Genomic DNA, 26,365 nt, shown 5'->3' with positions numbered 1-26,365 from the left:
AAGTACCAGGCCGTTTCTTTACCCCGTTCGTCTTATCCTGCACCCTACAAAAAAGGCGTTATTATTATGAAGATAAAGAACCTTTGCCTCACGCTCTGTGCTTCACTCCTGCTCACCAGCATGGTGGGTATGGCTAAAGAAGTTAAGATTGGTATGGCCATTGACGATCTCCGTCTTGAACGCTGGCAGAAAGATCGTGATATTTTTGTCAACAAAGCCGAATCATTAGGTGCGAAAGTATTTGTGCAGTCCGCCAATGGTAATGAAGAAACACAAATGTCGCAAATCGAAAATATGATAAATCGCGGCGTCGATGTTCTGGTTATTATTCCCTACAACGGTCAGGTATTAAGTAATGTCATTAAAGAAGCGAAACAGGAAGGGATTAAAGTCCTGGCCTATGACCGCCTGATCAACAACGCCGATATCGATTTCTATATTTCATTTGATAACGAAAAAGTTGGCGAAATGCAGGCCCAGAGTCTGGTTGATAAAACCCCGCAGGGGAATTATTTCCTGATGGGCGGCTCTCCGGTCGATAACAACGCCAAGCTGTTCCGAGCCGGGCAGATGAAAGTCCTCAAGCCGTATATTGATGAAGGCAAGATTAAAATTGTCGGCGACCAGTGGGTCGACGGCTGGCTGCCGGAAAATGCGCTGAAAATTATGGAAAATGCGCTCACCGCCAACAATAACAAAATCGATGCGGTTGTCGCGTCTAATGACGCTACCGCCGGCGGCGCCATTCAGGCATTAAGCGCCCAGGGCCTGGCAGGTAAAGTGGCGATATCCGGTCAGGATGCCGACCTTGCCGGCGTGAAACGTATTATTGCCGGAACCCAGACCATGACCGTCTACAAACCGATCACCACCCTGGCCACCACCGCGGCGGAGATCGCCGTCGAGTTAGGCAACGATAAGCAACCGAAGGCCGATACCACGCTGAACAATGGGCTGAAAGATGTCCCGGCCCGGCTGTTAACCCCGGTTGAAGTGAATAAAGACAATATCGAACAAACGGTGATCAAAGACGGGTTCCACAAAAAGAGCGAATTATAATTTTTGGCGCCCCTGCCGGGGCGCTATTTCTGTCCAGCCGGATATCGCTTATGCGGAGCATCTATGACCTGGTTACTCGAAATGAAAAACATCACCAAATCCTTCGGCACCGTCAAAGCGCTGGATAATATCAGCCTGCGGCTCAATGCCGGGGAAATTGTCTCATTATGTGGTGAAAATGGCTCGGGAAAATCCACCCTGATGAAAGTCTTGTGCGGCATTTATCCTCACGGCAGCTATCAAGGGGAGATCGTTTTTGCCGGTGAAACCATCACGCCCCATCATATTCGTGACACCGAACGCAAAGGCATTGCCATTATTCATCAGGAGCTCGCGCTGGTAAAACACCTGAGCGTGCTGGAGAATATTTTTCTTGGTGCGGAAATATCCCGCCATGGCCTGCTCGATTATGAAACCATGACCCTGCGCTGTCAGAAATTGCTGACCCAGGTTAATTTAGCCATTTCACCCGACACCCGCGTCGGCGATTTAGGCCTCGGTCAGCAGCAGTTGGTTGAAATTGCTAAAGCGCTCAATAAGCAGGTCCGTTTATTAATTCTCGATGAGCCTACAGCGTCATTAACCGAGCAGGAAACGGCGATTCTGCTGAATATTATTCGCGATCTCCAGCATCACGGGATCGCCTGTATTTACATCTCCCACAAGCTGAATGAGGTGAAGGCCATCTCCGACACCATCTGCGTCATTCGCGACGGTCAGCATATCGGCACCCGCGACGCCAGCGGCATGAATGAAGATGACGTGATCACCATGATGGTAGGCCGCGAACTCACCGCCCTCTACCCCAACGAACCGCACGAACGCGGCGATGAAATTCTACGCGTCGAGCATTTAACCGCATGGCACCCGGTGAATCGCCATATTAAGCGGGTCAACGATGTCTCCTTCTCGCTGCATAAAGGCGAGATCCTCGGCATTGCCGGGCTGGTCGGTGCCGGGCGCACCGAGGCCGTGCAATGCCTGTTTGGCGTCTGGCCGGGGCGCTGGCAGGGGGACATTTTCATCGACGGACAACCGGTTGCTATTCATCACTGCCAGCAGGCTATCGCCCACGGTATCGCCATGGTGCCGGAGGATCGCAAAAAAGATGGCATCGTCCCGGTGATGGCGGTCGGAAAGAACATCACCCTGGCGGCGCTGGACCAGTTTACCGGCCCGCTGAGCAGCCTGGATGATGCCGCCGAGCAGCACTGCATTCAGCAATCCATTCAGCGGCTGAAAATCAAAACCTCCTCGTCGGAGCTGGCCATCGGTCGTCTGAGCGGCGGCAATCAGCAGAAAGCGATTCTGGCCCGTTGCCTGCTGCTGAATCCCCGCATTCTGATCCTCGATGAGCCAACCCGCGGCATCGATATCGGCGCGAAATACGAAATCTACAAACTGATTAATCAACTGGTGCAGCAGGGTATCGCCGTCATCGTCATCTCTTCCGAACTCCCCGAGGTGCTGGGGTTAAGCGATCGGGTGCTGGTGATGCATGAAGGCAAGCTGAAAGCCAATTTAGTCAACCACGATCTGACCCAGGAACAGGTGATGGAAGCCGCGCTGAGGAGCGAACCCCATGTCGAAAAACACGTCGTCTGAGATTAAAGTTATCCCGCCCGCCCCTGCTGGCCTGCCTGGATTCAAGGGGCTGAACCTGCAGGTTTTCGTCATGCTCGCCGCGATCGTGGTGATTATGCTGTTCTTCACCTGGGCCACCGAGGGGGCCTATTTAAGCGCGCGTAATATTTCCAACCTGCTGCGACAGACGGCGATCACCGGGATTCTGGCGGTCGGCATGGTCTTCGTGATTATTTCCGCAGAGATCGACCTCTCCGTTGGTTCGATGATGGGCTTGCTCGGCGGTGCGGCGGCGATTTTTGACGTCTGGCTTGGCTGGCCACTGCCGCTGACCATCGTGGTCACACTGGTCATGGGGCTGCTGCTTGGTGCCTGGAACGGTTGGTGGGTTGCCTATCGCAAAGTCCCGTCGTTTATCGTGACCCTCGCCGGGATGCTGGCGTTCCGCGGTATTCTCATCGGCATTACCAACGGCACCACCGTCTCCCCCACCAGCCCGGCGATGTCGCAAATTGGCCAAAGCTATCTGCCCGATGGCCTGGGCTTCGGCATCGGGGTGATGGGCATGGCGGCCTTTATCGTCTGGCAGTGGCGCGGTCGCCTGCGTCGCCAGTCGTTGGGATTAACCACGCCGGCTCCCACCTCTACGGTGGCGCGTCAGAGCATTACCGCAGTTATCGTGTTAGGCGCCATCTGGTTATTAAACGATTATCGCGGCGTGCCGACGCCGGTGCTGATTCTGGCGGCTCTGCTGCTGGCAGGCATGTTTATGGCGACCCGCACCGCGTTTGGCCGCCGGATCTACGCCATTGGCGGTAATCTGGAAGCCGCGCGTCTGTCCGGCATCAGCGTCGAGCGCACCAAACTGGCGGTCTTTGCTATCAATGGCCTGATGGTGGCGATCGCCGGCCTGATTCTGAGCTCGCGTCTGGGGGCCGGTTCGCCTTCCGCCGGGAACATTGCCGAGCTGGATGCCATCGCCGCCTGCGTTATCGGCGGTACCAGCCTGGCCGGCGGCGTGGGGAGCGTCGCAGGAGCGGTCATGGGGGCCTTTATTATGTCGGCGCTGGATAACGGCATGAGCATGATGGACGTCGCGACCTTCTGGCAGTACATCGTCAAAGGCGCCATTTTGCTGCTGGCGGTATGGATGGATTCAGCCACCAAACGTCGCGGGTAGGTCCGTTAAGAAAATAATGCCCGAATTATTTGCGCTACCGCCAGATTTGCGCATAAGACGCTTGTCATGATTCGGGCATTGGCCGGTATTGTATGGCCAGTCAGAAAGACCAGGGAACAACACTATGTTTGCAAAGCGCCACCGTATTACGCTGCTGTTCAATGCCAACAAAGCCTATGACCGGCAGGTTGTCGAAGGGGTTGGTGAATATTTACAGGCATCGCAACAGGAATGGGACATCTTCATTGAAGAGGATTTTCGGGCGCGAATTGAGAATATCAGGGAGTGGTTGGGTGACGGCGTCATTGCCGATTATGACGACCCGGAAATTGAAAAACTGCTCGCGGGGGTCGAGGTGCCGATTATCGGCGTGGGCGGCTCCTACCACCATCCCGACGACTATCCTCCGGTGCACTATATCGCGACGGATAACGCCGCGCTGGTTGAGAGCGCCTTTCTGCATTTGAAAGAAAAAGGCGTGCAGCGTTTCGCCTTCTACGGCCTGCCGACCTCCAGCGGCAAGCGCTGGGCGGTGGAGCGCGAGCATGCGTTCTGTCAGTTGGTCGCGAAAGAGAAATATCGCGGCGTGGTCTATCAGGGACTGGAGACCGCGCCGGAGAACTGGCAGCACGCCCAGAATCGCCTGGCCGACTGGCTACAGACGCTGCCTCCGCAAACCGGCATTATCGCGGTGACCGACGCCCGCGCCCGCCATGTGTTACAGGCCTGCGAACTGCTGCATATTCCGGTGCCGGAGAAGCTGTGCGTCATTGGGATTGATAACGAAGAGCTGACCCGCTACCTGTCGCGCGTCGCGCTCTCCTCGGTGGCCCAGGGAACCCGCCAGATGGGCTACCAGGCGGCAAAGCTGCTGCATCGTCTGCTGGATAATGAGCCGCTGCCGCTGCAGCGTCGGCTGGTTGCGCCTATGCGTGTCGTCGAGCGCCGCTCAACGGACTACCGCTCGCTGAGCGATCCCTCGGTCATTCAGGCGATGCACTACATCCGCAATAACGCCTGCAAAGGCATTAAGGTCGAACAGGTGCTGGATGCCGTCGGCATCTCCCGCTCCAACCTCGAGAAGCGCTTCAAAGAGGAGGTGGGCGATACCATTCACACCATCATTCATAGCGAGAAGTTAGAGAAGGCCCGCAGCCTGCTGGTCTCCACCACGCTGTCGATTAACGAAATCTCACAGATGTGCGGCTATCCGTCGCTGCAATATTTCTATTCGGTGTTTAAGAAAGAGTACGACGTCACGCCGAAGGAGTACCGGGACCGGCACAGTGAAGTGATGATGTAGGGCATGTAGCAGAGACAGACGCAGGGAAAAGTGCAGAAAGAAAAATGCCCGGGCTTGCGCACCGGGCATTTTCAATTACATATGAGCAGCAATTAAGCGCTGATTGTCCTGATACATCGCGAAGAGATAGTTGTTGTAGCTCGACCCTTTGGTCGAATAGCCCTTCAGCTTATGAATCATGGTGCTGGCCGTCACTTCCTGATCCGTTTTACGCAGCTGCGCGCGGGATTTGCGGAAGGATTTGTAAGCCGGGTGCGTGTTCAGGTTAGTCACATACGCCTGAACCGACTGCTCTACAGAATCAAACTGCGAATAGCCTTTCATGGCACCCTGGCAATTACCGCCGCCACATTTCATACCAAACAGGTTGTTGTTCACACGCGCCAGTTTGGACGTGCCCCAACCACTTTCCGCTGCCGCCATCGTCGCGACCATACTGTTTGGAATGATATCAACGCGGTCCATCAGCGTGTTCCATGGAATGTGTCGGGTATTACCGGACCATTTCACTTTATAGCGTGACGCAATGTCCTTCAGACGTGTACGCTCTGTCGGTGACCAGCGCGAGTCGTACTGCTTAGTAACAAGCCAGTTGCGATCGGCGGTAATCACCTGATTTTGTTTAGTAATATAAGGCATTACTGTCCGGAGAAACGCTTTTTTCCTTGGTGTCCCGGAAGGGTATTTTCGCAAATCAGGAAGTGAACTGCTCTTTACACTATTGCGAGAATACTCTTGTTTACTGCTTACCTTAACTTGACTACTTTTTGTAACTTTTGAGGCTTTATGACTCGTTGTTGCCGTGTGGGTTGTTGCCAACACACTACCTGAAAATATGCAGGTAAGTAACATGAGTATCGCCGCCCCATATCGTCGCATGGGAATCGATATCATTAGATCTCCTGGTCGGATTTAATCATTCCAACACCTTGTTTTACGCAAAAAAACGTTAATTGAGTCGCGAATAGTATCAAAAATACCCAGTGAGAGCACTAACAGAAATAGTCCAATTCCTAAATGCTGTCATCTGAAATCGGTTTCGGTGCCGTTACGAGGGTGCGAAAATGCTAGCGCCGTCTCATTTTTTGTCTATTTTTTGACCTCTGTCACTCACCCCTTTTCGTCATCCCTGCAAAAGCCTCGGCGGGATGAGTTCATCCCTGAATTTGCCGGGCACACTAGGTAAAAACCGCTCACAGGACTCCGGAATGAAACTCGCTGCGCTTGCGTCGCTGTTGTTGCCTGGGATGGCGTTCGCCGCCTGGACCACCACTGATTTTCCTGCCTTCACTGAAGAAGGCAGCGGCCGATTTATCAGTCAAAATGAGGTGGCGAAGGGTACACGTCCTTTACACATTAATTTTGACCAACAGTGCTGGCAGCCCGCCGGAGCCATAAAACTCAACCAGATGCTGTCGATGGAACCCTGCCACGGTACCCCTGCACAGTGGCGGGTTTTCCGCGAAGGTCTGTACACTCTGGCGGTGGATACCCGTTCCGGTACGCCGACGTTGATGATCTCGCTGGAGGAAAAAGAGCCGGTGACGGCGTCGGCCACGCCGCTGCGCCAGTGCCCGAAATGGGACGGCAAGCCGCTGACGCTGGACGTCAGCAAAACCTTTGCCGAAGGCAGCCAGGTCCGTGATTTCTACAGCGGCAACATCGCCACGGTCAGCGGCGGCAAAATCACCCTGCAACCGGCGCACAACAGCAACGGCTTACTGCTGCTCGAGCAGGCAAAAACCGCCGCCGACGCCCCGTTCAACTGGCATAACGCCACCGTCTATTTCGTCCTGACCGATCGCTTTGTCAACGGCAATCCGGCGAACGACAACAGCTACGGGCGCCACAAAGACGGCATGCAGGAAATTGGCACCTTCCACGGCGGTGACCTGCAGGGCCTGACCAGCAAACTGGATTACCTGAAAACATTAGGCGTTAACGCGCTGTGGATAAGCTCGCCGCTGGAGCAAATACACGGCTGGGTCGGCGGCGGAACCAAGGGTGACTTCCCCCATTACGCTTACCACGGCTACTACGCCCAGGACTGGACCAAACTGGATGCCAATATGGGCACCGAGGCGGATTTACGCCGTCTGGTCGACGAAGCCCACAAACGCGGCATTCGCATCCTGTTCGACGTGGTGATGAACCACATCGGCTACGCCACGCTCGCCGACATGCAGGAGTTCAAATTCGGATCGCTGTACCTGCAGGGCAACGAGTTGAAAAAGACGCTTGGAGAGCACTGGACCGACTGGAAACCCGGCCCGGGCCAGAGTTGGCACAGTTTTAACGACTACATCAACTTCAGCGATAAAGCCGGCTGGGAAAAATGGTGGGGGAAAAAGTGGATCCGCACCGATATTGGCGACTACGACAACCCCGGCTTTGACGATCTGACCATGTCGCTGGCCTTCCTGCCGGACCTGAAAACCGAATCGACCACCGCTTCCGGGCTGCCGAACTTCTATCAACAGAAGCCGGACACCGCGGCAAAAGCGATCCCCGGCTACACGCCGCGCGATTATCTGACCCACTGGCTGAGTCAGTGGGTGCGTGATTATGGCATCGACGGTTTCCGCGTCGATACCGCCAAGCACGTGGAACAGGCCGCGTGGCAACAGCTGAAAACCCAGGCCACCGCGGCGCTGGCGGAATGGAAACAGGCCAACCCGGACAAAGCGCTGGATAACGCCCCGTTCTGGATGACCGGCGAAGCCTGGGGTCACGGCGTGATGCAGAGCGATTACTACCGCCACGGTTTTGATGCGATGATTAACTTCGACTATCAAGACCAGGCGGCGAAGGCCTCAGGCTGTCTCTCCGGGATTGATCTGACCTGGCAGCAGATGGCGGATAAACTGCAGACCTTTAACGTCCTGAGCTACCTCTCCTCTCACGATACCCGCCTGTTCCGTGAAGGCGGCTCGTCGGCGGCAGAACTGTTGCTGCTGGCGCCAGGAGCGGTACAGATCTTCTACGGCGATGAGTCCGCCAGGCCGTTTGGCCCTACCGGGTCCGATCCGCTGCAAGGAACCCGTTCCGATATGAACTGGCAGGATGTCGAGGGTAAAGCCGCCCTCAGCGTCAGCCACTGGCAGAAGCTCGGCCAGTTCCGCGCCCGCCACCCGGCGATTGGCATGGGTAAACAGACCACCCTCTCGATGCCGCAGGGCTATGGCTTCACCCGCGAAAGCGGCGATGACAAAGTCATGGTGGTGTGGGCTGGCCAGCGATAACCCGCCTTCTGGAGGCTCCTCCGTTCCTGGAGGAGCCTTAACAGAATAAATAACTGCAGAACAAAATAATCAAAGAATAATCGCGATACCTTTGTCGATCCTGCCGATTTGCACCGCGCTAACGCTGGCGTTATGGTTACCCACTTTCCAGGAAGACCGATAGATTATCCGCGATGACATTTTCACTTTTCGGCGACAAATTCACCCGTCATTCGGGCATTACCCGCTTGATGGAAGACCTCAATGACGGCCTGCGCACGCCAGGCGCCATCATGCTGGGCGGCGGTAACCCCGCGCAGATCCCAGAGATGAATGACTACTTCAACAATCTGCTGGCCGATATGCTGAGCAACGGCAAAGCCCTTGATGCGCTTTGCAATTACGACGGCCCACAGGGGAAAAGCGAGTTGCTGACTCTGCTGGCGGAGATGCTGCGGGACGAACTGGGCTGGGAGATTGAACCACAGAATATTGCACTAACAAATGGCAGTCAGAGTGCATTTTTCTACTTATTTAACCTCTTTGCCGGGCGCCGTGCGGATGGCACCACCCGTAAAGTCCTGTTCCCGCTGACGCCGGAATATATCGGCTACGCCGACTCGGGCCTCGAAGAGGATCTGTTTGTCGCCACACGACCGAATATCGAGCTGCTGCCGGAAGGCCAGTTTAAATATCACGTCGATTTCGAGCACCTGCAGATAACCGAAGAGACCGGCATGATTTGCGTCTCTCGCCCCACCAACCCCACCGGCAACGTCATTACCGATGAAGAGCTGATCAAGCTCGATGCGCTGGCCCATCAGCACGGGGTGCCGCTGGTGATTGATAACGCCTATGGCGTGCCGTTCCCGGGCATTATCTTCAGCGATGCCAGACCGCTGTGGAACCCCAATATTGTGCTGTGCATGAGCCTGTCAAAACTGGGGCTGCCGGGCAGCCGCTGCGGCATCATCATCGCCAATGAAAAGATCATTACCGCCATCAGCAATATGAACGGGATTATCAGCCTGGCGCCAGGCGGAATGGGCCCGGCGATGATGTGTGAAATGATCAAACGCCATGACCTGCTGCGGCTGTCAGAAACGGTGATTAAGCCGTTCTATTACCAGCGCGTACAGGAGACGATCGCGACCATTCGCCGCTATCTTTCCGAAGAACGCTGCCTGATTCATAAACCGGAAGGGGCGATTTTCCTCTGGCTGTGGTTTAAAGATCTGCCGATCTCCACCGAACTGCTGTATCAGCGTTTGAAAAAGCGTGGCGTGCTGATGGTGCCGGGCGACTATTTCTTCCCGGGGCTGGATAAACCCTGGCCGCACACCCATCAATGTATGCGTATGAACTACGTACCGGACCCGGAAAAAATCGAAGCGGGCGTGAAAATCCTCGCCGAAGAGATTGAGCGGGCCTGGAGTGAACAGGGCGCGTAACCAACCCGTCGCCCCGGCAGGCGCGCCAGCGCTGCCTCCGGGGAATACGCTACATCGCCAGCGCCATGCGCTGGCGACGCTCGGCGCTTAGTCTTTCCAGCTCGATCGGTTCCATGCAGTGCAGCGCCTGGGTCGGACAGGCCGCCATGCAGGCCGGACCTGCCTCGCTGTGGCTGCATAAATCGCATTTCAACGCCTGCACCCCTTCCCCGGTCATCATCACGCTCATCGCCCCATACGGGCAAGCCACCATACAGCTTTTACAGCCGATACAGCGGCGCTGGTCGACGCGCCAGACCCCACGGTCGCGCTGGATAGCCTCAACCGGACAGACATTGGCACAGGGGGCATCTTCACATTGCCGGCACAGGGTGGCCGTAGACAGCGCATCGCTTTTCACCACGCGAATGCGCGGCGCAAACTGAGTCGCAGAAACCGTCGAACAACTTTGGTCGTGCTGATGGGAGACCACGCAGGCCACTTCACAGGTACGGCAGCCAATACACTTCTGCGCATCCGCGATGATAAAACGGTTCATCCACTGCTCCATTGGGGATAAAACGGCAGCGTGCCAGAAAAATCCTCCTGCGCGCCTTGATCCTGAATGGAGTCAGCGGTCTTTTTTTCGCTACGTCAGCGGAATTTGGTCATCTGCCTTAGTTTTCTCTTACGGCAAAACCCAGCTCACGGGAAATCGCCTCTGCGGTATCGCGCAGCGGTTTCAGCAAGTTCTTTTCGCCCACCTGCTTCAGGCGCGAGGTCGACAGGGAGATAGAGATCGCATAAGGCACCCGGCGATGGATATCGAACACCGGCACCGCCAGGCAGGAGACGCCCAGCTCGTTCTCTTCCCGGTCCATCGCCATATTACGCTCGCGGATCTGCGCCAGCTCATCATGCATCGCCGGCAGCCCGGTGATGGTATTTCGGGTCAGCGGCTGAATAATATCCTGGTGAGTTTCCCAGTAGCTCTCGACATAGTCAGGGTGACCAAAAGCCATGTAGATCTTGCCCATCGCCGAGCAGTACAGCGGCATATGCTGGCCGATATAGGCCCGCGTGCGCAGCATCCCGGTGGTGGGTTCCAGCTTGTAAATCAGAATGGCGTGATCATCTTCCCGGCTGGAGAAGTTCACCGTCTCGCCGGTGACCAGGTTCAGCGTCTCAAGGTGCGGCGCAGCAACGTGGATGATATTCAGTGAGGAGAGCGCTTTTTGCCCCACCGCAATGAACTTGGTGGTCAGCCGATAGCTACCGGCCGCGGGTGCGGGCGTCACATAGCCACAGGACTGGAGCCCCTGCAGCAGGCGATGGACGGTGCTTTTGTTCAAGCCCGCCAGCTCCGAAAGGTGCGCCAGCGGGCAACCGTTCGGATAGTTACTGAGGATTTCAATCAGCATCAACCCGCGGAACAGGCTCTGGCTTCCCGCAGGCCTTTCTTTATCTTGCGTCATTTCTCTCTCTTTTGTGTCCATCGCGTCAGCTCCCCTTTTCGACCCGCTCTGATGGTAGCGCAAAGTGTGTTTCACTTCACGATCTGAACAGAAATTTTGTAATTATATGATTTTATTGAATTTCAAAAACAACCTCACCGATTGCTTTGTCAAATCATGATCGATATATTTGAAATCAGATTTCGCATAGTGAAATTTATAGCGTGCAAAACGTTCTTTCCCACGCATCGGGAGGTCACCTTAAATGGCAGAAGCAGCAGTGTTGTCTCCGTTGTTATCCATGCGCCACATTATCAAGCGCTTTGGTGGAAACGTGGCGGTCAATAACGTCAGCCTAGATATTTATCCGGGCCAGGTTGTAGCGCTGCTGGGAGAAAACGGTGCCGGTAAATCGACGCTGATTAAGGTGCTGGCGGGCGTTTATTCCCGTGATGGCGGAGAGATCCTGTTTCGCGGGCAGCCGGTGGATTCCGCCGCCGCGTTACGTCAGGGCAACGAACAACCCATCGCCTTTATTCATCAGGATTTAGGCCTGGTAGAGTGGATGACCGTCGCCGAAAACATGGCGCTGGTGATGGGTTTCCCCCGTCGCTTCGGCCTGATTGACTGGGCGGCCACCAAACGCCAGGCGCAAAAAGCGCTGGAAGATATCGGCATTCAGCTCGACCCGGATGACCGCGTGTTTGACCTTTCCCGCACCGAAAAATCCCTGCTGGCGATTGCCCGCGCGGTGGCCGTTGATGCCTCGGTGCTGGTGCTCGATGAACCGACAGCCTCACTGCCTGCTGACGATGTCCGCCACCTGTTCCGCGTGATGAACATCCTGCGCGAGAAACAGGTCGGCATGATTTACATCACCCACCGCCTGGATGAGGTGATGGAGATGGCTGATACCGTGTGCGCAATGCGCGACGGCTGCTACGCCGGGGGCGGCGATATCGGTCGCTATAGCCTGCGTGGTCTGGTCGAACTGATTGTGGGTGAAAGCCTCCGCGACGATCAGCGTCAGGCCTTACCCGATGCCACCGCGCCGGTGCTGTTGAAAATGGACAACGTCAAAGTGGGCGATACCGGGCCGGTCTCCTTCGAGCTGCGTGCCGGTGAGATGGTGGCACTCGCCGGTCTGCGTGGCGCCGGTCAGGAAGAAATTGGACGTTTACTGTTTGCCTGCAGGCCGCAGGAGAGTGGACAAATCACCTTAAGTGGCGTGCCGTTTACGGCGACAACACCAGGGGAGGCGATGTCCGCAGGCATCTCTTTTGTTGCCGGCGACCGTCTTCATGAAAGTCTGATCCCGGGCATGATGGTGCGTGAAAACCTGTTTATGAACCCGTGTAAACACGGTCACGCGCTGCTTTCCCGCTATAACGAAAAAAGCGAAGCGCCACTGAGCTGGGAGAAAATCCGCCAGTTCGACGTGCGTCCTGCGCAGATAAATATTGAAATCAGTGCACTGTCGGGCGGCAACCAGCAAAAAGTGGTCATGGCGCGTTGGCTCTCGCTCAATGCACCGTTGCTCATCCTGGAAGATCCTTCTGCCGGCGTTGACGTAGGCGCACGCGCAGAAATTTACGATTTACTCAATCAGGCGCTGCAAAACGGCGTTGCCATTCTGGTCATCTCCAACGACCTGGAAGAGGTGGCGCACATCTGTAACCGGGCGCTGGTGTTTAACCGCGGGCAGATCGTCGGCGAACTTCTCAACCAGGATGTCACCTTTGCCAGATTGCTTGAGCTGGCATCGGGCAGCGGCACCATACATTAAGTCGGAGTGCGTTATGGCTAAAACATCAATGAAATCGACGGCCCTGGAATCACGCGTATCACTTCATGAACACGGTGCGGCCACCTGGCTTGGACAATTGACCACTCGTTACGGTTTACCCGCGATCTGCGTGATGCTGGTTATCGTTTTTTCACTGACAACGCCTTCGTTTGCTTCCCTGTTGACGCTGCAGGCGATTCTCGACAGCAAATCGAAAATCGCCCTGCTGGCGCTGGCAGCCACCATCCCGATGATTGTCGGCAAAATCGACCTGAACGTCGGCTTCGGCATCGTGCTCTGGCACATCCTCGCTATTACGTTGCAGGTTGAATATGGTTTCTCCTGGCCCGTCGCTGTGGCGATCGTGCTGGTGCTCTCTGCGCTCTACGGCTTACTGAACGGGATTCTGGTGGCGCTGGCGGATATCGACAGCTTTGTTGCGACCCTGGGTTCCGGTACGGTGCTGTACGCCATCGCGCTCTGGCACTCTGGCGGTCGGCAGATCGTCGGTGACTTGCCGGATGCCTTTATCGCTCTGCATCACTCCGACCTGTTCGGCATTCCGGTGGTGGCCTTCTACGTCCTTATTGCCGCCGTGGTGCTGTGGATTATCACCGAACATACCCCGATCGGCCGCTGCATGTATGCGGTGGGCGGCAACCCCGTCGCCGCAGCGCTCAACGGCATTTCCGTTAATCGTTACATCATCGGGGCATTCATTACTTCCAGCACCTTAACCGGCTTTACCGGGGTGATCATCGCCGCCGAACAGGGCGTGGGCCAGGCCAGCGTCGGGATGGATTATCTGCTCCCGGCTCTGGTGGGCGCCTTCCTTGGCAGCACCACGATTCGTCCCGGCCGGGTGAACGTCTGGGGCACGGTGGTCGGTATTGCGGTGCTGGCGATTGGTATTGCGGGTATCCAGCAGTTCGGCGGCGCGTTTTGGGTCGAACCGCTGTTTAACGGCGCGACGCTGCTGCTGTCGATTACCCTGGCGGGCTACGCCCAACGCCGTCGGGCATTAAATAAAAAACTGGTGCAGCGGACACAATCGCCAGCATCAGGCTCCTCCGTTACCCAATGACTCTCGCGTAAGGAACTGAAAATGAATAACAAAATAGTTCAATGCTGTCTGGCTGCCGGGTTGATGATGGCAAGTGGTTTCAGCCTCGCCGACGATGCCTTTGTTCAGCAAGCGAAAACGGCGATTGCCAAAGCAACCGCGCCAGTCACCACATGGGACGGCCCAACCCAGGGCCCGGCGCTGCAGCCGAATAAGAAGATCATTTTCATCGCCTCGGACATGAAAAACGGCGGCGTACTGGGCGTTAAAGAGGGTCTGGAGGAAGCGGCGAAAACCGCAGGCTGGCAGCTGGATGTGCTGGATGGAGCAGGTTCGGTGAAAGACCAACTGGCGGCGCTGAACCAGGCGATCGCCCGTAAACCGGACGGGATCGTCATTGGCGGCTGGAACCCGAACGTCGCCAAAATTCCGCTGAAAAAAGCCGTAAAAGAGGGCATCGTGCTGACCGCATGGCACGCGGTTCCCGCGCCTGGCCCGGTTCCGGCTTACAACATTTTCTACAACGTGACCTCCGACTCGAACGACGTCTCGCGCATGGCGGCGCTGTATGCGGTGGCGAAATCCAACGGCACCGCCAGGGTGCTGATTTTCACCGACTCGCTGTACCAAATCGCGCTGGATAAAGCCAACGCGATGAAGAAGGTGATCGAGCAGTGCAGCGGTTGCCAGGTGGTGGAGTTTATTGATACTCCGCTGGCCGATACCTCCAACCGCATGCCGGGCATGACCTACAGCCTGATCCAAAAATATGGCGACAAATTCGAATACTCGCTGGCGATTAACGACCTGTACTTCGACTTTATGGCCCCAGCCCTGCAAACCGCGGGTAAAGGCAGCGGCGATAAACCACCGTACAACATCTCCGCTGGCGATGGTTCCGTCACTGCCTACCAGCGTGTGCGTGAAGGCAAAGCGCAGATCGCAACCGTCCCAGAGCCGCTGAAACTGCACGGCTGGCAGCTGCTGGACGAATTTAACCGCGCCTTCGCGGGCAAAGCGCCGTCTGGGTATGTCACTCCGGCACATCTGGTGACCAAAGACAATATCGCCGCCGACGGCGGCCAGAACAACGAATTCGACCCGGACAACCATTATCGCGATCGCTACAAAGCCATCTGGGGCGTGAAGTGAGATGTTAGCCGTCACGGGAAGTGTTGAACGTCTGTGCTCACCGGCGATCTGGGCGGAAGGCCCGGTGTGGCTGGCAGACCAGCAGTGCCTGATTTTCAGCGATGTGAAAGGCAACAGAATGTTCCGCTGGGATGGGCAAAATGGCGTCAGCGTGTTTCGTGCCGAATCCCACTTTGCCAACGGCAACGCGCGGGACTTGCAAGGGCGTTTGTTGACCTGCGAGCACGGTCGGCGCGGGATCAGCCGTACCGACGCCGCAGGCAATCACACCCTGCTGGTGGATAAAGTCGACGGGCTGCGTTTTAACTCACCCAACGATATCGCGGTGCGCCAGGACGGGTCGATTTGGTTTACCGATCCGCCCTACGGCATCGTCGGTGACGAAGAGGGCTATCGCGCCGCCAGTCAGGTCATTGGCTGCTACGTCTACCGCTTTGATGAAACGCGTCACCAGGTCGCGATTGCCATCAGCGATACCCAGCGCCCCAATGGGCTGGCCTTTTCGCCGGATGATAAATGGTTATACGTAGCAGATATGTCGGTTATTGATTTTCCGAGCCAGGGTCGCCGGGAAATTCGTGCTTACCGTCTTGAAGGCGATAACGCGCTATTTTCCCACGTCGTCACCCAGGTCAAACCGGGTATTCCGGACGGATTCTGCGTCGATCAGGACGGGAATATTTACTGCAGCTGCGAGACGGGGATTTTGATTTTCTCCGCCGCAGGCGAATTACTGAACACGATTGCGGTCCCCGAGCGCGTCTCTAACTGCACCTTTGGTGGCCCCGACGGGAATACGCTTTTTATTACGGCGACGACATCGCTGTACCGGGTGACCCTCACCCCATCCCGCCTTCAGGGATAAACCGGAGTAATACCGAAACGCACCGGCCCTGCCGGCGTGTTTTTGCAACCTGACACTATTTAGTGGAATCACATTCCACTATGTGAAACACAAGCTGTAATGGAGAAAAGGTATGTTACTGAGTTTTTCTGACCTTAAAAATGAGTTTACCCGTGTCCTGCTGGCACGCGGCGTGGCGGCTGAAACCGCCGATGCCTGTGCTGAAATGTTCGCTCGCACCACCGAGTCAGGCGTCTATTCCCACGGCGTAAACCGCTTCCCGCGCTTTATTCAGCAACTGGAAAACGGCGATATCATCCCGGAGGCCCAGCCAAAACGCACCACTTCGCTGGGGGCGATTGAGCAGTGGGATGCCCAGCGTTCAATCGGTAACCTGACGGCGAAAAAAATGATGGACCGGGCCATTGAACTGGCTTCTGACCACGGTATTGGTCTGGTTGCTGTGCGAAACGCCAACCACTGGATGCGCGGCGGCAGCTACGGCTGGCAGGCGGCGGAAAAAGGCTACATCGGTATCTGCTGGACCAACTCCATTGCCGTGATGCCGCCGTGGGGTGCCAAAGAGTGCCGCATCGGAACCAACCCACTGATCGTCGCCATTCCGTCAACGCCGATCACCATGGTGGACATGTCGATGTCGATGTTCTCCTACGGCATGCTGGAAGTGAACCGTCTGGCGGGCCGCCAGCTGCCGGTTGACGGCGGCTTTGATGACGAAGGCAACCTGACCAAAGACCCGGCGCCGATCGAGAAAAACCGCCGTATTCTGCCGATGGGTTACTGGAAAGGTTCGGGCCTCTCCATTGTGCTGGACATGATCGCCACCCTGCTTTCCGATGGCGCTTCCGTCGCTGCGGTAACTGAAGACAACAGTGACGAATTCAACATTTCACAAGTCTTTATTGCTATCGAAGTGGACAAGCTGATCGACGGTGCCACCCGCGACGCCAAGCTGCAACGCATCATGGATTACATCACCAGCGCCGAACGTGCCGACGAAAACGTGCCGGTCCGTCTGCCCGGTCATGAGTTTTCCCGTCTGCTGGAAGAGAACCGCCGCAACGGCATCACCGTTGATGACAGCGTGTGGGCAAAAATCAAAGCGCTGTAAGGAATATCATCATGATTTATGGACATATTTCTCAACCCAACGCCTGCCGGTATCCGGCGGCGATTGAAAAGGCACTGGAATTTTTGCGCACCACGGACTTCGGCAAACTGGAGACCGGGGTGGTCGAAATCGAGGGGCGCACGATCTTCGCGCAGATCCTCGACCTGACCACCCGCCCGCACGATGAATTGCGCCCGGAAGTACACCGCCGCTACCTGGATATCCAGTTTTTATATTCCGGTGAAGAGCAGATCGGTGTTGCTATCGATACCGGCAATAATGTCGTCAGTGAAGAATTACTTGAGCAGCGGGATATTATTTTCTATCACCACAGCGAAAATGAATCGTTAATAGAAATGAGGCCGGGGAACTACGCCATATTTTTCCCGCAGGATGTTCACCGACCAGCCTGTAATAAACACCGGGCAACGGCAATCAGGAAAATAGTGGTTAAAGTTGCTATTTCCGCTTTAGATTAATCCGTAATTTATTTGTCGCACGGCGATAAATAAAAGGAGTGAAAAATGGAAAGAAATGACGCCGGTTATATCATCGGCGCATACCCTTGCGCGCCTTCATTTCACCAAAAGAGCGAACAAGAAGAGACGGAATTCTGGCGCTTACTCGCGGACACGCCCCACATCCGTGGGCTCGAGCAGCCATGCCATGAGAACTTTCACCCCTATGGCGATGAGTGGTTGATCCAGCATACGCCGCAGGAGTGGAAGATGGTGGTGACAGCCATCCCGGAAACGATGCGGCGCCGCGGCGGCGGCAACACGGCTTTCGGCCTGGCCTCCAGCGATGAAGAACAGCGCCTGGCATGCGTCGAATTCCATCGTCATTTACGCAACAAAATCAATGCGCTAAACAAACGTTTTGCCGGCAAGGTTATCTCCCTGGAGCTGCAGGCCGCGCCGCTTGCAGGCAATACGAACGTTGGGCAGGCAACCGATGCTTTCGCGCATTCCATCAAAGAGATAGCGGCGTGGGACTGGTCATGCTCACTCGTGCTGGAACATTGTGATGCCATGAACCAACCGGCGCCGCGCAAAGGCTTTCTGCCGCTGGAAAACGTGCTGGAGGTCCTGGCAGGTTACAACATCGATATCTGTATCAACTGGGCGCGTTCGGCGATTGAAGGGCGTAATACCGCCCTGCCGCTGACGCATGCTCAGGCGGTACATGCCGCAGGCAAACTGGGGGCGCTGATGTTCTCTGGCACCGCAACCCAAGGGCCGTACGGCGAATGGACTGACCTGCACACCCCGTTCGCCCCGTTCTGCCCGCACAGCCTGTTAACGGCGGCGCACGCACAAGAACTATTTAATGTGGCTGATTCAGCAAAATTACAGTTTGCCGGTATTAAGTTACTGGAAATTGATGAGAATGCTGATGCGAATCATCGCATAGCCATATTACGCGATGGCATTAACGCGTTAAACCTAGCCCAACAATAAATATAAAGCGTCAATTTAATCGCAACGTCAGCTACTTTAAACACGAGATTAATATGAACACTTCCTCTTACGCTACAACCGCGGATATTCCGCGCCAACGCTGGTTAAGAATTATTCCCCCTATTCTTATCGCGTGTATTATTTCCTATATGGACCGGGTCAACATTGCTTTCGCCATGCCCGGCGGGATGGATGCTGAACTCGGTATTTCTGCCACCATGGCGGGGCTGGCGGGCGGGATTTTCTTTATCGGCTATCTGTTTTTACAGGTGCCGGGCGGAAAAATCGCGGTCCACGGCAGCGGCAAGAAGTTTATCGGCTGGTCGCTGGTTGCCTGGGCGGTGATTTCGGTCCTGACCGGTTTAATCACCAACCAGTATCAGCTGCTGGTCCTGCGCTTCTTACTGGGCGTCGCCGAAGGAGGCATGTTGCCCGTGGTGCTGACGATGATCAGCAACTGGTTCCCGGATGCTGAACGTGGCCGTGCCAACGCGATTGTGATTATGTTTGTCCCGATTGCCGGCATTATCACCGCCCCGCTCTCCGGGTGGATCATTACCATCCTCGACTGGCGCTGGCTGTTCATTATTGAAGGCTTGCTCTCGGTGGTGGTGTTGGCGTTGTGGGCCTATACCGTCTACGACCGTCCGCAGGAAGCCCGGTGGATTTCTGAAGCCGAAAAGCGCTACCTCGTCGATACCCTCGCCGCCGAGCAACGCGCCATCGCCGGAACCACCGTCAAAAATGCGTCCCTCAGCGCCGTTCTGGCCGACAGAACCATGTGGCAACTGATCGCCCTGAACTTCTTCTATCAGACCGGTATTTACGGCTACACCCTGTGGCTCCCCACCATTCTCAAAGAGCTGACGCACAGCAGCATGGGGCAGGTTGGGATGCTCGCTATCCTGCCGTACGTCGGGGCGATTGCCGGGATGTTCCTGTTCTCTTCCCTCTCTGACCGTACCGGAAAACGCAAACTGTTCGTCTGCCTGCCGCTGGTTGGCTTTGCCCTGTGCATGTTCCTGTCGGTGGCGTTGAAGAACAACGTCTGGCTGGCCTATGCCGCGCTGGTGGGCTGCGGCTTCTTCCTGCAGTCCGCGGCGGGGGTGTTCTGGACCATTCCGGCCCGTCTGTTCAGCGCTGAAATGGCCGGCGGCGCCCGTGGCGTCATCAACGCCCTCGGCAACCTCGGCGGCTTCTGCGGCCCATACGCGGTGGGCGTACTGATCACCCTCTACAGCAAAGACGCCGGGGTTTACTGCCTGGCGATCTCCCTGGCGCTGGCTGCGCTGATGGCCCTTCTGCTGCCGTCAAAATGCGATACCGGCGCAGCCCCGGTAAAGACGATGAGCCCACGTAAACACGCGGCGTAAACCCTGCCGGGGGGTCTGCGCCTCCCGGCAACAAAGAGAATGCAAAGATGAGTGAGAAAAAGACCTTCTGGCTCGGTATCGATTGTGGTGGTACCTATCTGAAAGCCGGTTTATATGACGCCAAAGGTCATGAGCATGGCATTCATCGGCAGTCGCTGCAGACGGCGTCGCCATTGCCAGGCTATGCCGAACGTGACATGCACCAGCTCTGGCAACAGTGCGTGGCGACCATCGCCGGGCTACTGCAACGCACCGGCGTCGTGGGCGAAAAGATTGCCGGGATCGGTATTTCGGCGCAGGGCAAGGGGCTGTTTCTCCTGGATAAACAGGATCGGCCGCTGGGCAATGCCATGCTCTCTTCCGATCGCCGGGCGCTGGACATCGTCCAACGCTGGCAGCAGGACGGCATCCCTGAGCAGCTGTATCCGGTCACCCGCCAGACGCTGTGGACCGGGCATCCGGCCTCGTTGCTGCGCTGGGTAAAAGAGCATGAGCCTCAGCGTTACGCGCAGATCGGCAGCGTTATGATGGGGCACGACTACCTGCGCTGGTGCTTAACCGGCGTCAAAGGCTGCGAAGAGAGCAACATCTCCGAGTCCAACCTCTACAACATGGCAACCGGCCAGTACGACCCACAGCTGACCCGCTGGCTGGGCATCAGTGAAATCGATAGCGCGTTACCGCCCATCGTCGGTTCAGCAGAAATATGCGGGGAAATCACCGCTCAGGCAGCCGCTATTACCGGTCTGGCGGCGGGAACCCCCGTCGTCGGCGGTCTGTTTGATGTGGTTTCCACCGCACTCTGTGCAGGGATCGAAGATGAGTTCACCCTCAATGCGGTGATGGGGACCTGGGCGGTGACCAGCGGGATCACCCACGGCCTGCGCGACCACGAGGCCCACCCTTACGTTTACGGGCGCTACGTCAACGACGGGCAGTACATCGTTCACGAAGCCAGCCCGACCTCTTCCGGCAATCTCGAATGGTTCACGGCCCAATGGGGCGATCTCTCTTTCGATGAGATAAACCGGGCCGTCGCCGGGCTGCCGAAAGCCGACAGCCAGCTCTTTTTCCTGCCGTTTCTCTACGGCAGCAACGCCGGGCTGGAGATGACCTGCGGGTTTTACGGTCTGCAGGCGCTGCACACCCGTGCCCATCTGCTGCAGGCGGTCTACGAAGGGGTGGTCTTCAGCCATATGACCCACCTGAACCGCATGCGTGAACGCTTTACCGATGTGCACGCCCTGCGCGTCACCGGCGGCCCGGCGCACTCTGACGTCTGGATGCAGATGCTGGCCGACGTCAGCGGTCTGTGCATCGAACTGCCGCAGGTCGAGGAGACCGGCTGCTTCGGCGCGGCCCTTGCCGCCCGCGTCGGAACCGGCGTCTACCGCACCTTCCACGACGCCCAGCACGATCTACAACATCCGGTACGCACGCTGCAGCCCGACATGGCCGCGCACGCGCGCTACCAGCACAAATACCAGCAATACCAACATTTGATTCAGGCACTACAGGGCTACCACGCCCGCATTAAGGAGCACGCACTATGAGCCGTCCATTACTGCAACTGGCGCTCGACCATACCCATCTTCAGGCGGCACAGCACGATGTCGCCCTGTTACAGGACCACGTCGATATCGTTGAAGCCGGCACGATCCTGTGCCTTGCCGAAGGGCTGCGCGCGGTGACCGCCCTGCGCGCCCAGTGTCCGGACAAAATTATCGTCGCCGACTGGAAGGTGGCGGATGCCGGCGAAACCCTGGCACAGCAGGCGTTTAACGCCGGTGCCAACTGGATGACCATCATCTGCGCCGCCCCGCTCGCCACGGTAGAGAAAGGCCACGCCGTGGCGCAGGCCTGCGGTGGAGAAATTCAGATGGAGCTGTTTGGCAACTGGACGCTGGAGGATGCCCGCGGCTGGTATCGCACCGGGGTTCGTCAGGCGATCTACCACCGCGGACGCGACGCCCAGGCCAGCGGACAACAGTGGAGTGACGCCGACCTGACGCGCATGAAGGCGCTGTCGGATATTGGCCTCGAGCTGTCGATTACCGGCGGCATCACCCCCGCCGACCTGACGCTGTTCCGCGATATTAACGTCAAAGCGTTTATTGCCGGACGCGCATTGTCAGGCGCCGCCCACCCGGCACAGGTTGCCGGTGAATTCCACGCACAGATTGACGCCATCTGGGGAGAACAGCATGCGTAATCATCCATTAGGTATCTATGAGAAAGCGCTGGCCAAAGATCTCAGCTGGCCAGAGCGGCTGGTACTGGCAAAAAGCTGCGGGTTTGATTTTGTTGAAATGTCGGTGGATGAGACCGACGACCGCCTGTCGCGCCTCGACTGGAGCCCCGCTCAGCGCGCCTCGCTGGTGACCGCCATGCTGGAAACCGGGGTGGCCATTCCGTCGATGTGCCTCTCCGCCCATCGCCGCTTTCCTTTTGGCAGCCGCGATGAGTCCACCCGCCAGCGAGCGCGGGAGATCATGACCAAAGCCATCCGTCTGGCGCGCGATCTGGGTATCCGCACCATTCAGCTGGCGGGCTATGACGTCTACTACGAAGAACATGATGAAGGCACCCGTCAGCGCTTTGCCGAAGGGCTGGCGTGGGCGGTGGAACAGGCCGCGGCAGCGCAGGTGATGCTGGCGGTGGAGATCATGGATACCGCCTTTATGAACTCTATCAGCAAGTGGAAAGCGTGGGATGAGATGCTCTCTTCTCCGTGGTTCACCGTTTATCCGGACGTCGGCAACCTCAGCGCCTGGGGTAACGATGTGGCCGCCGAGCTGAAACTGGGTATCGACCGCATCGCCGCCATCCATCTGAAAGACACCCAGCCGGTCACCGCGCACAGCCCAGGGCAGTTTCGTGACGTGCCGTTTGGCGAAGGCTGTGTCGATTTTGTCGGCATTTTCAAAACCCTGCACGAGCTGAACTATCGCGGCTCGTTCCTGATTGAAATGTGGACGGAGAAAGCCAGCGAACCGGTGCTGGAAATTATCCAGGCGCGGCGCTGGATTGAATCGCGGATGCAGGAAGGAGGATTTACATGTTAGAACAACTCAAAGCCGAGGTCCTGGCCGCCAACCTGGCGCTGCCGGCACACCACCTGGTGACGTTTACCTGGGGCAATGTCAGCGCGGTCGATGACACCCGCACGCTGATGGTCATCAAGCCTTCCGGCGTCGAGTACACGGTGATGACCGCCGACGATATGGTGGTGGTGGAGATCGCCAGCGGTAAGGTCGTTGAAGGCAGCAAAAAGCCGTCTTCCGATACCCCGACCCATCTGGCGCTCTATCGCCGCTATCCGCAGATCGGCGGGATCGTGCACACCCATTCCCGCCACGCGACGATCTGGTCGCAGGCGGGCATCGACCTGCCGGCCTGGGGCACCACCCATGCGGACTATTTCTATGGTGCCATTCCCTGCACCCGCCTGATGACCGTCGACGAAATTAACGGCGAATATGAATATCAGACCGGCGAAGTGATCATTAAAACCTTCGAAGAACGCGGGCTGGATCCAGCGCAGATCCCGGCGGTCCTCGTCCATTCGCACGGCCCGTTCGCCTGGGGCAAAGACGCCGCCGATGCGGTGCATAACGCGGTGGTGCTGGAGGAGTGCGCTTACATGGGGCTGTTCTCGCGCCAGCTGGCCCCGCAACTGCCGGATATGCAGTCTGAACTGCTCGATAAACACTATCTGCGTAAACACGGCGCCAATGCCTATTACGGGCAAAACTGACGTCTGCCGCTTGACGCGCCTGTCCGGGCTACCGACGCGATCCGGTAGCCCGGACAGCGCAGCGCCACCGGGGTAGTTTTTGTATGAACCGCTAAATCCTACGCCGAATTCACGTGCTCTTTACAATAGCGTCGCTTCCAGGCCGCCGGGGTCAGACTGGTGTGCTTGCGGAAAATTTTGCGGAAATAGCCCACATCGTTAAACCCACACTTCAACGCCACGTCGGTCAACGACAGCGAATCGCTGATCAGCAGCTTTTCCGCCGCCCTCACCCGCTGGCGATGCAGCGCTTCGGTGAGCGTCAGCCGGAAAGCATGGCGATAGACCCGCCCAAGATAGTCCGCGTTGCAGTGCAGCTCCTTCGCCAGCGTGGAGGCGGAAATCGGCAGATGAAACCGGGTCAGGATGATTTGCTGCGCTTTCCACGCCAGCGCGGTACCGGGGCTATCGGCGGGCTGCTCGCTGGCCGCCGCCGCAATCTGCTGCAAAATCAGCAGCAGGATCAGCTCCAGCGCGACGCTACGATGAATATTTTCCTGTTCGTGCAAGAATTGCCTGAACAGGGAGATTATATATTGCGGCTCGCTCACCCGCGTGTGCTGGGGCACCGCCAGCAGCGCTTCTGGCAGCAACGCGGCCTCGTCTGATATCACTTCGAAATGCAGCCAGTAGAATTTTAAATCCGCCGGAAATTGCCCTACCCCAACATGCAAACGCTGCGGCCACAGCAGCAAACTTTCCCCGGCATTTACGCTAAATACCTCGTTATCTTCGCGAATCGTTAATGTCCCTTTTTCAACGAAGATAATTTCCCAGGAGCGAAGCTGTCGTGCCGGATGGCTACCAATACCGCGAGAAATAAATAACCCGCCATTTTGGACTCTAATCGGTAAAGACATGGATAATTCAAGCATAGATATGAAAATTCCCGCTATTTGCATCACCAGATATTCGCTTTACCTTTGATTATTCAAGATAAAACAGCATGATTCAGGATCGCAATCACACTTTTATCATGAAGTCGGAATCGTCACCTTTTTATACTTTTCCCTTCCCTTGTTAGCCCAGGTATTTAGTGCAGAATAAATAACGTACTTTGCAAATGACAAATAAAAGCCCGCACTTCAGCGGGATATTATTCCGCACATCATCTCCGGGAGTTATTTATGACTTCGGCTCCGATTACGACAAGTGAATTAGCACAACGCACCCAGGACGATACCCTCACGCTCCGTGAAAAAATCGGTTATGGCCTGGGCGATGCGGGCGGGACAGTCATTACCTGCCTGATCATGAACTTTTTAACCTTCTTCTATACCGACGTCTTTGGACTGACGCCAGCGCTGGTCGGGACGCTGTTCCTGGCGCTGCGCGTGTTTGACGCCATCTCCGACCCGATTATGGGCGTGCTGGCCGACCGTACCCAAAGCCGCTGGGGACGCTTTCGCCCGTGGCAGCTGTGGATAGCGCTGCCCATCGGCATCATCGGCGTTCTGACCTTTACCGTGCCGGATGCCAGCATGGGCGTAAAAATCGCCTGGGCTTTCGGCACGTATCTGCTGCTGTCGGTGAGCTATACCGCGATTAACGTGCCCTACTGCGCGCTGATTAACACCATGACCACGCGCCACAGTGAAGTGATCTCATGCCAGGCGTGGCGTTTTGTACTGTGCGGCGTGGCAGGGTTCCTGGTATCCGTTGGGCTACCGTGGCTGGTGAAGGCGCTCGGCCAGGGCAACACCGCGCAGGGTTATCAGTATGGCGTCGGCGTACTCTGCGCCATCGCGGTGGTGATGTTCCTGTGCTGTTTCTTCTGGGTTCGCGAACGCGTCTCGCTGGACATGATGGGCAAATTCACCCTGCGCGAGCATATCGCCGGGCTGCGCCAGAACGACCAGCTGCTGCTGATGCTGGTGATGTCGTTCCTGCTGATCAACGTCTTTAATATCCGCGGCGGCGGCTACATGTACTTCATCACCTACGTGTTGGGTGGCTCTACCGGCTATACCTCGCTGTTCTTCACCATGGTGACCTTCGCCTCGATTGGCGGCTCGGTGATTATCAACCTGCTGTCGCGCCGCTTCGATACCGTCAAACTCTACTACTACACCAACCTGGTGTTAGCCGCGATTGCCTTCGCGATGTGGTTTTTGCCGACCGGCCCGGCCTACCAGACCTTGTGGCTGGTGGTGATCCTCGGTAACGGCATTATTCTCGGCTTCACCCTGCCGCTGCACTTCTCGCTGATGGCCTTCTCCGACGACTACGGCGAGTGGAAGACCGGCGTGCGCTCTTCCGGCATGAACTTCGCCTTTAACCTGTTCTTCATCAAGCTGGCGTGGGCCTCCAGCGCCGGCATTATCAGCCTGGTGTTTATCTATGTGGCCTATCAGCCGGGCGCGGAAAACCAAACGGCATCATCGCTGGCCGGTATCTCCTCCATGGAGACCCTGCTGCCTGCCCTGTTCCATCTGCTGCTGGCCTTCACCATTCGCGCCTGCAAGCTTAATAATCCTATGATGGCGCGCATTGCCAGCGACTTGCGCACCCGTCACGTTCAGTCTTAA

At 56.8% G+C, this 26,365-nt stretch carries 23 protein-coding genes; 19 read left to right on the top strand and 4 right to left on the bottom strand.

Going from position 1 to position 26,365, the window contains the following annotated elements; all coding sequences use genetic code 11:
* The first annotated feature begins 66 nt into the window (after positions 1–66).
* From xylF to xylR, 4 genes are all read left to right on the top strand, one after another.
* Complete coding sequence (xylF, locus tag HF679_RS19485; RefSeq protein WP_222618211.1) at positions 67–1,059, top strand: D-xylose ABC transporter substrate-binding protein; 993 nt, start codon at positions 67–69, stop codon at positions 1,057–1,059.
* A gap of 63 nt (positions 1,060–1,122) precedes the next feature.
* Positions 1,123–2,664: a xylose ABC transporter ATP-binding protein gene (locus HF679_RS19480; RefSeq protein ID WP_154144315.1), complete on the top strand. Its 1,542-nt coding sequence runs from the start codon at positions 1,123–1,125 to the stop codon at positions 2,662–2,664.
* Positions 2,642–3,823 (top strand): xylose ABC transporter permease XylH, encoded by a 1,182-nt coding sequence (gene xylH, locus HF679_RS19475; protein WP_123757162.1) that lies wholly within the window; start codon positions 2,642–2,644, stop codon positions 3,821–3,823. The genes HF679_RS19480 and xylH overlap by 23 nt, the downstream gene beginning before the upstream one ends.
* A 124-nt stretch (positions 3,824–3,947) precedes the next feature.
* Positions 3,948–5,126, top strand: a complete 1,179-nt coding sequence (gene xylR / locus HF679_RS19470) for a D-xylose utilization transcriptional activator XylR (protein WP_123757161.1) — start codon at positions 3,948–3,950, stop codon at positions 5,124–5,126.
* Positions 5,127–5,201: 75 nt separating this feature from the next.
* Here the strand turns inward: xylR and HF679_RS19465 are convergent, their stop codons facing one another.
* Entirely contained in the window at positions 5,202–6,020 is an 819-nt protein-coding gene (locus HF679_RS19465) for a protein bax (RefSeq protein ID WP_123757160.1), read from the bottom strand.
* Positions 6,021–6,334: 314 nt separating this feature from the next.
* Here HF679_RS19465 and HF679_RS19460 point away from each other — a divergent pair, with 314 nt between their 5' ends.
* Both HF679_RS19460 and avtA read left to right on the top strand, forming a co-directional pair.
* Positions 6,335–8,368 (top strand): alpha-amylase, encoded by a 2,034-nt coding sequence (locus tag HF679_RS19460; RefSeq protein ID WP_123757159.1) that lies wholly within the window; start codon positions 6,335–6,337, stop codon positions 8,366–8,368.
* A gap of 173 nt (positions 8,369–8,541) precedes the next feature.
* A complete protein-coding gene (avtA, locus tag HF679_RS19455; RefSeq protein ID WP_123757158.1) occupies positions 8,542–9,798 on the top strand; it encodes a valine--pyruvate transaminase in 1,257 nt (418 codons plus the stop codon).
* Between the two features lie 49 nt (positions 9,799–9,847).
* On the opposite strand, the gene HF679_RS19450 is transcribed toward avtA, so the two are convergent.
* Together HF679_RS19450 and yiaJ are read right to left on the bottom strand one after the other, a co-directional pair.
* Positions 9,848–10,336 (bottom strand): 4Fe-4S binding protein, encoded by a 489-nt coding sequence (locus HF679_RS19450; RefSeq protein ID WP_123757381.1) that lies wholly within the window; start codon positions 10,334–10,336, stop codon positions 9,848–9,850.
* Positions 10,337–10,454: 118 nt separating this feature from the next.
* Positions 10,455–11,273, bottom strand: coding sequence for an IclR family transcriptional regulator YiaJ (yiaJ, locus tag HF679_RS19445; protein WP_123757157.1), 819 nt, complete (start codon positions 11,271–11,273; stop codon positions 10,455–10,457).
* A 223-nt stretch (positions 11,274–11,496) separates the two neighbouring features.
* Here yiaJ and HF679_RS19440 point away from each other — a divergent pair, with 223 nt between their 5' ends.
* The 12 genes from HF679_RS19440 to araD all read left to right on the top strand — a co-directional run bounded on the left by HF679_RS19440 (position 11,497) and on the right by araD (position 23,798).
* Positions 11,497–13,017: a sugar ABC transporter ATP-binding protein gene (locus HF679_RS19440; RefSeq protein ID WP_123757156.1), complete on the top strand. Its 1,521-nt coding sequence runs from the start codon at positions 11,497–11,499 to the stop codon at positions 13,015–13,017.
* A 13-nt stretch (positions 13,018–13,030) separates the two neighbouring features.
* Entirely contained in the window at positions 13,031–14,101 is a 1,071-nt protein-coding gene (locus HF679_RS19435) for an ABC transporter permease (RefSeq protein WP_123757155.1), read from the top strand.
* Positions 14,102–14,164: 63 nt separating this feature from the next.
* Entirely contained in the window at positions 14,165–15,232 is a 1,068-nt protein-coding gene (locus HF679_RS19430; RefSeq protein WP_227540155.1) for a substrate-binding domain-containing protein, read from the top strand.
* 1 nt (position 15,233) lies between these two features.
* Positions 15,234–16,097: an SMP-30/gluconolactonase/LRE family protein gene (locus HF679_RS19425; RefSeq protein WP_123757153.1), complete on the top strand. Its 864-nt coding sequence runs from the start codon at positions 15,234–15,236 to the stop codon at positions 16,095–16,097.
* A gap of 112 nt (positions 16,098–16,209) precedes the next feature.
* Positions 16,210–17,208, top strand: a complete 999-nt coding sequence (gene yiaK, locus HF679_RS19420; RefSeq protein WP_123757152.1) for a 3-dehydro-L-gulonate 2-dehydrogenase — start codon at positions 16,210–16,212, stop codon at positions 17,206–17,208.
* 11 nt (positions 17,209–17,219) lie between these two features.
* Complete coding sequence (locus HF679_RS19415) at positions 17,220–17,687, top strand: YhcH/YjgK/YiaL family protein (protein WP_123757151.1); 468 nt, start codon at positions 17,220–17,222, stop codon at positions 17,685–17,687.
* 45 nt (positions 17,688–17,732) lie between these two features.
* On the top strand, positions 17,733–18,668 hold the full coding sequence (locus HF679_RS19410; protein ID WP_123757150.1) for a DUF4862 family protein: 936 nt from the start codon (positions 17,733–17,735) through the stop codon (positions 18,666–18,668).
* A 53-nt stretch (positions 18,669–18,721) separates the two neighbouring features.
* Positions 18,722–20,041 carry an MFS transporter gene (locus tag HF679_RS19405; protein ID WP_044350496.1) on the top strand — a complete coding sequence of 440 codons (1,320 nt, stop codon included), beginning with the start codon at positions 18,722–18,724 and terminating at the stop codon, positions 20,039–20,041.
* Positions 20,042–20,088: 47 nt separating this feature from the next.
* Positions 20,089–21,594, top strand: coding sequence for an FGGY-family carbohydrate kinase (locus HF679_RS19400; protein ID WP_187042310.1), 1,506 nt, complete (start codon positions 20,089–20,091; stop codon positions 21,592–21,594).
* Positions 21,591–22,253 carry a 3-keto-L-gulonate-6-phosphate decarboxylase UlaD gene (ulaD, locus tag HF679_RS19395; RefSeq protein ID WP_154144321.1) on the top strand — a complete coding sequence of 221 codons (663 nt, stop codon included), beginning with the start codon at positions 21,591–21,593 and terminating at the stop codon, positions 22,251–22,253. The genes HF679_RS19400 and ulaD overlap by 4 nt, the downstream gene beginning before the upstream one ends.
* Complete coding sequence (locus tag HF679_RS19390; protein WP_123757147.1) at positions 22,246–23,106, top strand: L-ribulose-5-phosphate 3-epimerase; 861 nt, start codon at positions 22,246–22,248, stop codon at positions 23,104–23,106. The genes ulaD and HF679_RS19390 overlap by 8 nt, the downstream gene beginning before the upstream one ends.
* Positions 23,100–23,798: an L-ribulose-5-phosphate 4-epimerase gene (araD, locus tag HF679_RS19385; RefSeq protein WP_123757146.1), complete on the top strand. Its 699-nt coding sequence runs from the start codon at positions 23,100–23,102 to the stop codon at positions 23,796–23,798. Before HF679_RS19390 ends, araD begins: the two co-directional genes overlap by 7 nt.
* 98 nt (positions 23,799–23,896) lie before the next feature.
* Here araD and HF679_RS19380 read toward each other — a convergent pair whose 3' ends face one another.
* A complete protein-coding gene (locus tag HF679_RS19380; protein WP_123757145.1) occupies positions 23,897–24,712 on the bottom strand; it encodes a helix-turn-helix domain-containing protein in 816 nt (271 codons plus the stop codon).
* 252 nt (positions 24,713–24,964) lie between these two features.
* On the opposite strand from HF679_RS19380, the gene HF679_RS19375 reads away from it, so the two are divergent.
* Positions 24,965–26,365: an MFS transporter gene (locus HF679_RS19375; protein ID WP_187042309.1), complete on the top strand. Its 1,401-nt coding sequence runs from the start codon at positions 24,965–24,967 to the stop codon at positions 26,363–26,365.

The sequence above is a fragment of the Enterobacter sp. JUb54 genome (genome assembly GCF_014298075.1).
Taxonomy (GTDB): Bacteria; Pseudomonadota; Gammaproteobacteria; order Enterobacterales; family Enterobacteriaceae; genus Klebsiella; species Klebsiella lignicola.
Note: the sequence above shows the minus strand (reverse complement) of the source record. Positions and strands in the feature narration are given on the sequence as shown.

Bases quoted from the DNA above. Each gene is read 5' to 3' on its own strand.
- HF679_RS19480 (WP_154144315.1), top strand. From the start codon at position 1,123: ATGACCTGGTTACTCGAAATGAAAAACATCACCAAATCCTTCGGCACC.
- HF679_RS19435 (WP_123757155.1), top strand. From the start codon at position 13,031: ATGGCTAAAACATCAATGAAATCGACGGCCCTGGAATCACGCGTATCA.
- yiaJ (WP_123757157.1), bottom strand. From the start codon at position 11,273: ATGGACACAAAAGAGAGAGAAATGACGCAAGATAAAGAAAGGCCTGCG.
- HF679_RS19375 (WP_187042309.1), top strand. From the start codon at position 24,965: ATGACTTCGGCTCCGATTACGACAAGTGAATTAGCACAACGCACCCAG.
- xylF (WP_222618211.1), top strand. From the start codon at position 67: ATGAAGATAAAGAACCTTTGCCTCACGCTCTGTGCTTCACTCCTGCTC.
- HF679_RS19390 (WP_123757147.1), top strand. From the start codon at position 22,246: ATGCGTAATCATCCATTAGGTATCTATGAGAAAGCGCTGGCCAAAGAT.
- HF679_RS19430 (WP_227540155.1), top strand. From the start codon at position 14,165: ATGATGGCAAGTGGTTTCAGCCTCGCCGACGATGCCTTTGTTCAGCAA.
- HF679_RS19440 (WP_123757156.1), top strand. From the start codon at position 11,497: ATGGCAGAAGCAGCAGTGTTGTCTCCGTTGTTATCCATGCGCCACATT.
- HF679_RS19460 (WP_123757159.1), top strand. From the start codon at position 6,335: ATGAAACTCGCTGCGCTTGCGTCGCTGTTGTTGCCTGGGATGGCGTTC.
- HF679_RS19450 (WP_123757381.1), bottom strand. From the start codon at position 10,336: ATGAACCGTTTTATCATCGCGGATGCGCAGAAGTGTATTGGCTGCCGT.
- HF679_RS19465 (WP_123757160.1), bottom strand. From the start codon at position 6,020: ATGATATCGATTCCCATGCGACGATATGGGGCGGCGATACTCATGTTA.
- araD (WP_123757146.1), top strand. From the start codon at position 23,100: ATGTTAGAACAACTCAAAGCCGAGGTCCTGGCCGCCAACCTGGCGCTG.
- HF679_RS19410 (WP_123757150.1), top strand. From the start codon at position 17,733: ATGGAAAGAAATGACGCCGGTTATATCATCGGCGCATACCCTTGCGCG.
- ulaD (WP_154144321.1), top strand. From the start codon at position 21,591: ATGAGCCGTCCATTACTGCAACTGGCGCTCGACCATACCCATCTTCAG.
- xylH (WP_123757162.1), top strand. From the start codon at position 2,642: ATGTCGAAAAACACGTCGTCTGAGATTAAAGTTATCCCGCCCGCCCCT.
- HF679_RS19405 (WP_044350496.1), top strand. From the start codon at position 18,722: ATGAACACTTCCTCTTACGCTACAACCGCGGATATTCCGCGCCAACGC.
- HF679_RS19380 (WP_123757145.1), bottom strand. From the start codon at position 24,712: ATGCTTGAATTATCCATGTCTTTACCGATTAGAGTCCAAAATGGCGGG.
- HF679_RS19415 (WP_123757151.1), top strand. From the start codon at position 17,220: ATGATTTATGGACATATTTCTCAACCCAACGCCTGCCGGTATCCGGCG.
- yiaK (WP_123757152.1), top strand. From the start codon at position 16,210: ATGTTACTGAGTTTTTCTGACCTTAAAAATGAGTTTACCCGTGTCCTG.
- avtA (WP_123757158.1), top strand. From the start codon at position 8,542: ATGACATTTTCACTTTTCGGCGACAAATTCACCCGTCATTCGGGCATT.
- HF679_RS19425 (WP_123757153.1), top strand. From the start codon at position 15,234: ATGTTAGCCGTCACGGGAAGTGTTGAACGTCTGTGCTCACCGGCGATC.
- HF679_RS19400 (WP_187042310.1), top strand. From the start codon at position 20,089: ATGAGTGAGAAAAAGACCTTCTGGCTCGGTATCGATTGTGGTGGTACC.
- xylR (WP_123757161.1), top strand. From the start codon at position 3,948: ATGTTTGCAAAGCGCCACCGTATTACGCTGCTGTTCAATGCCAACAAA.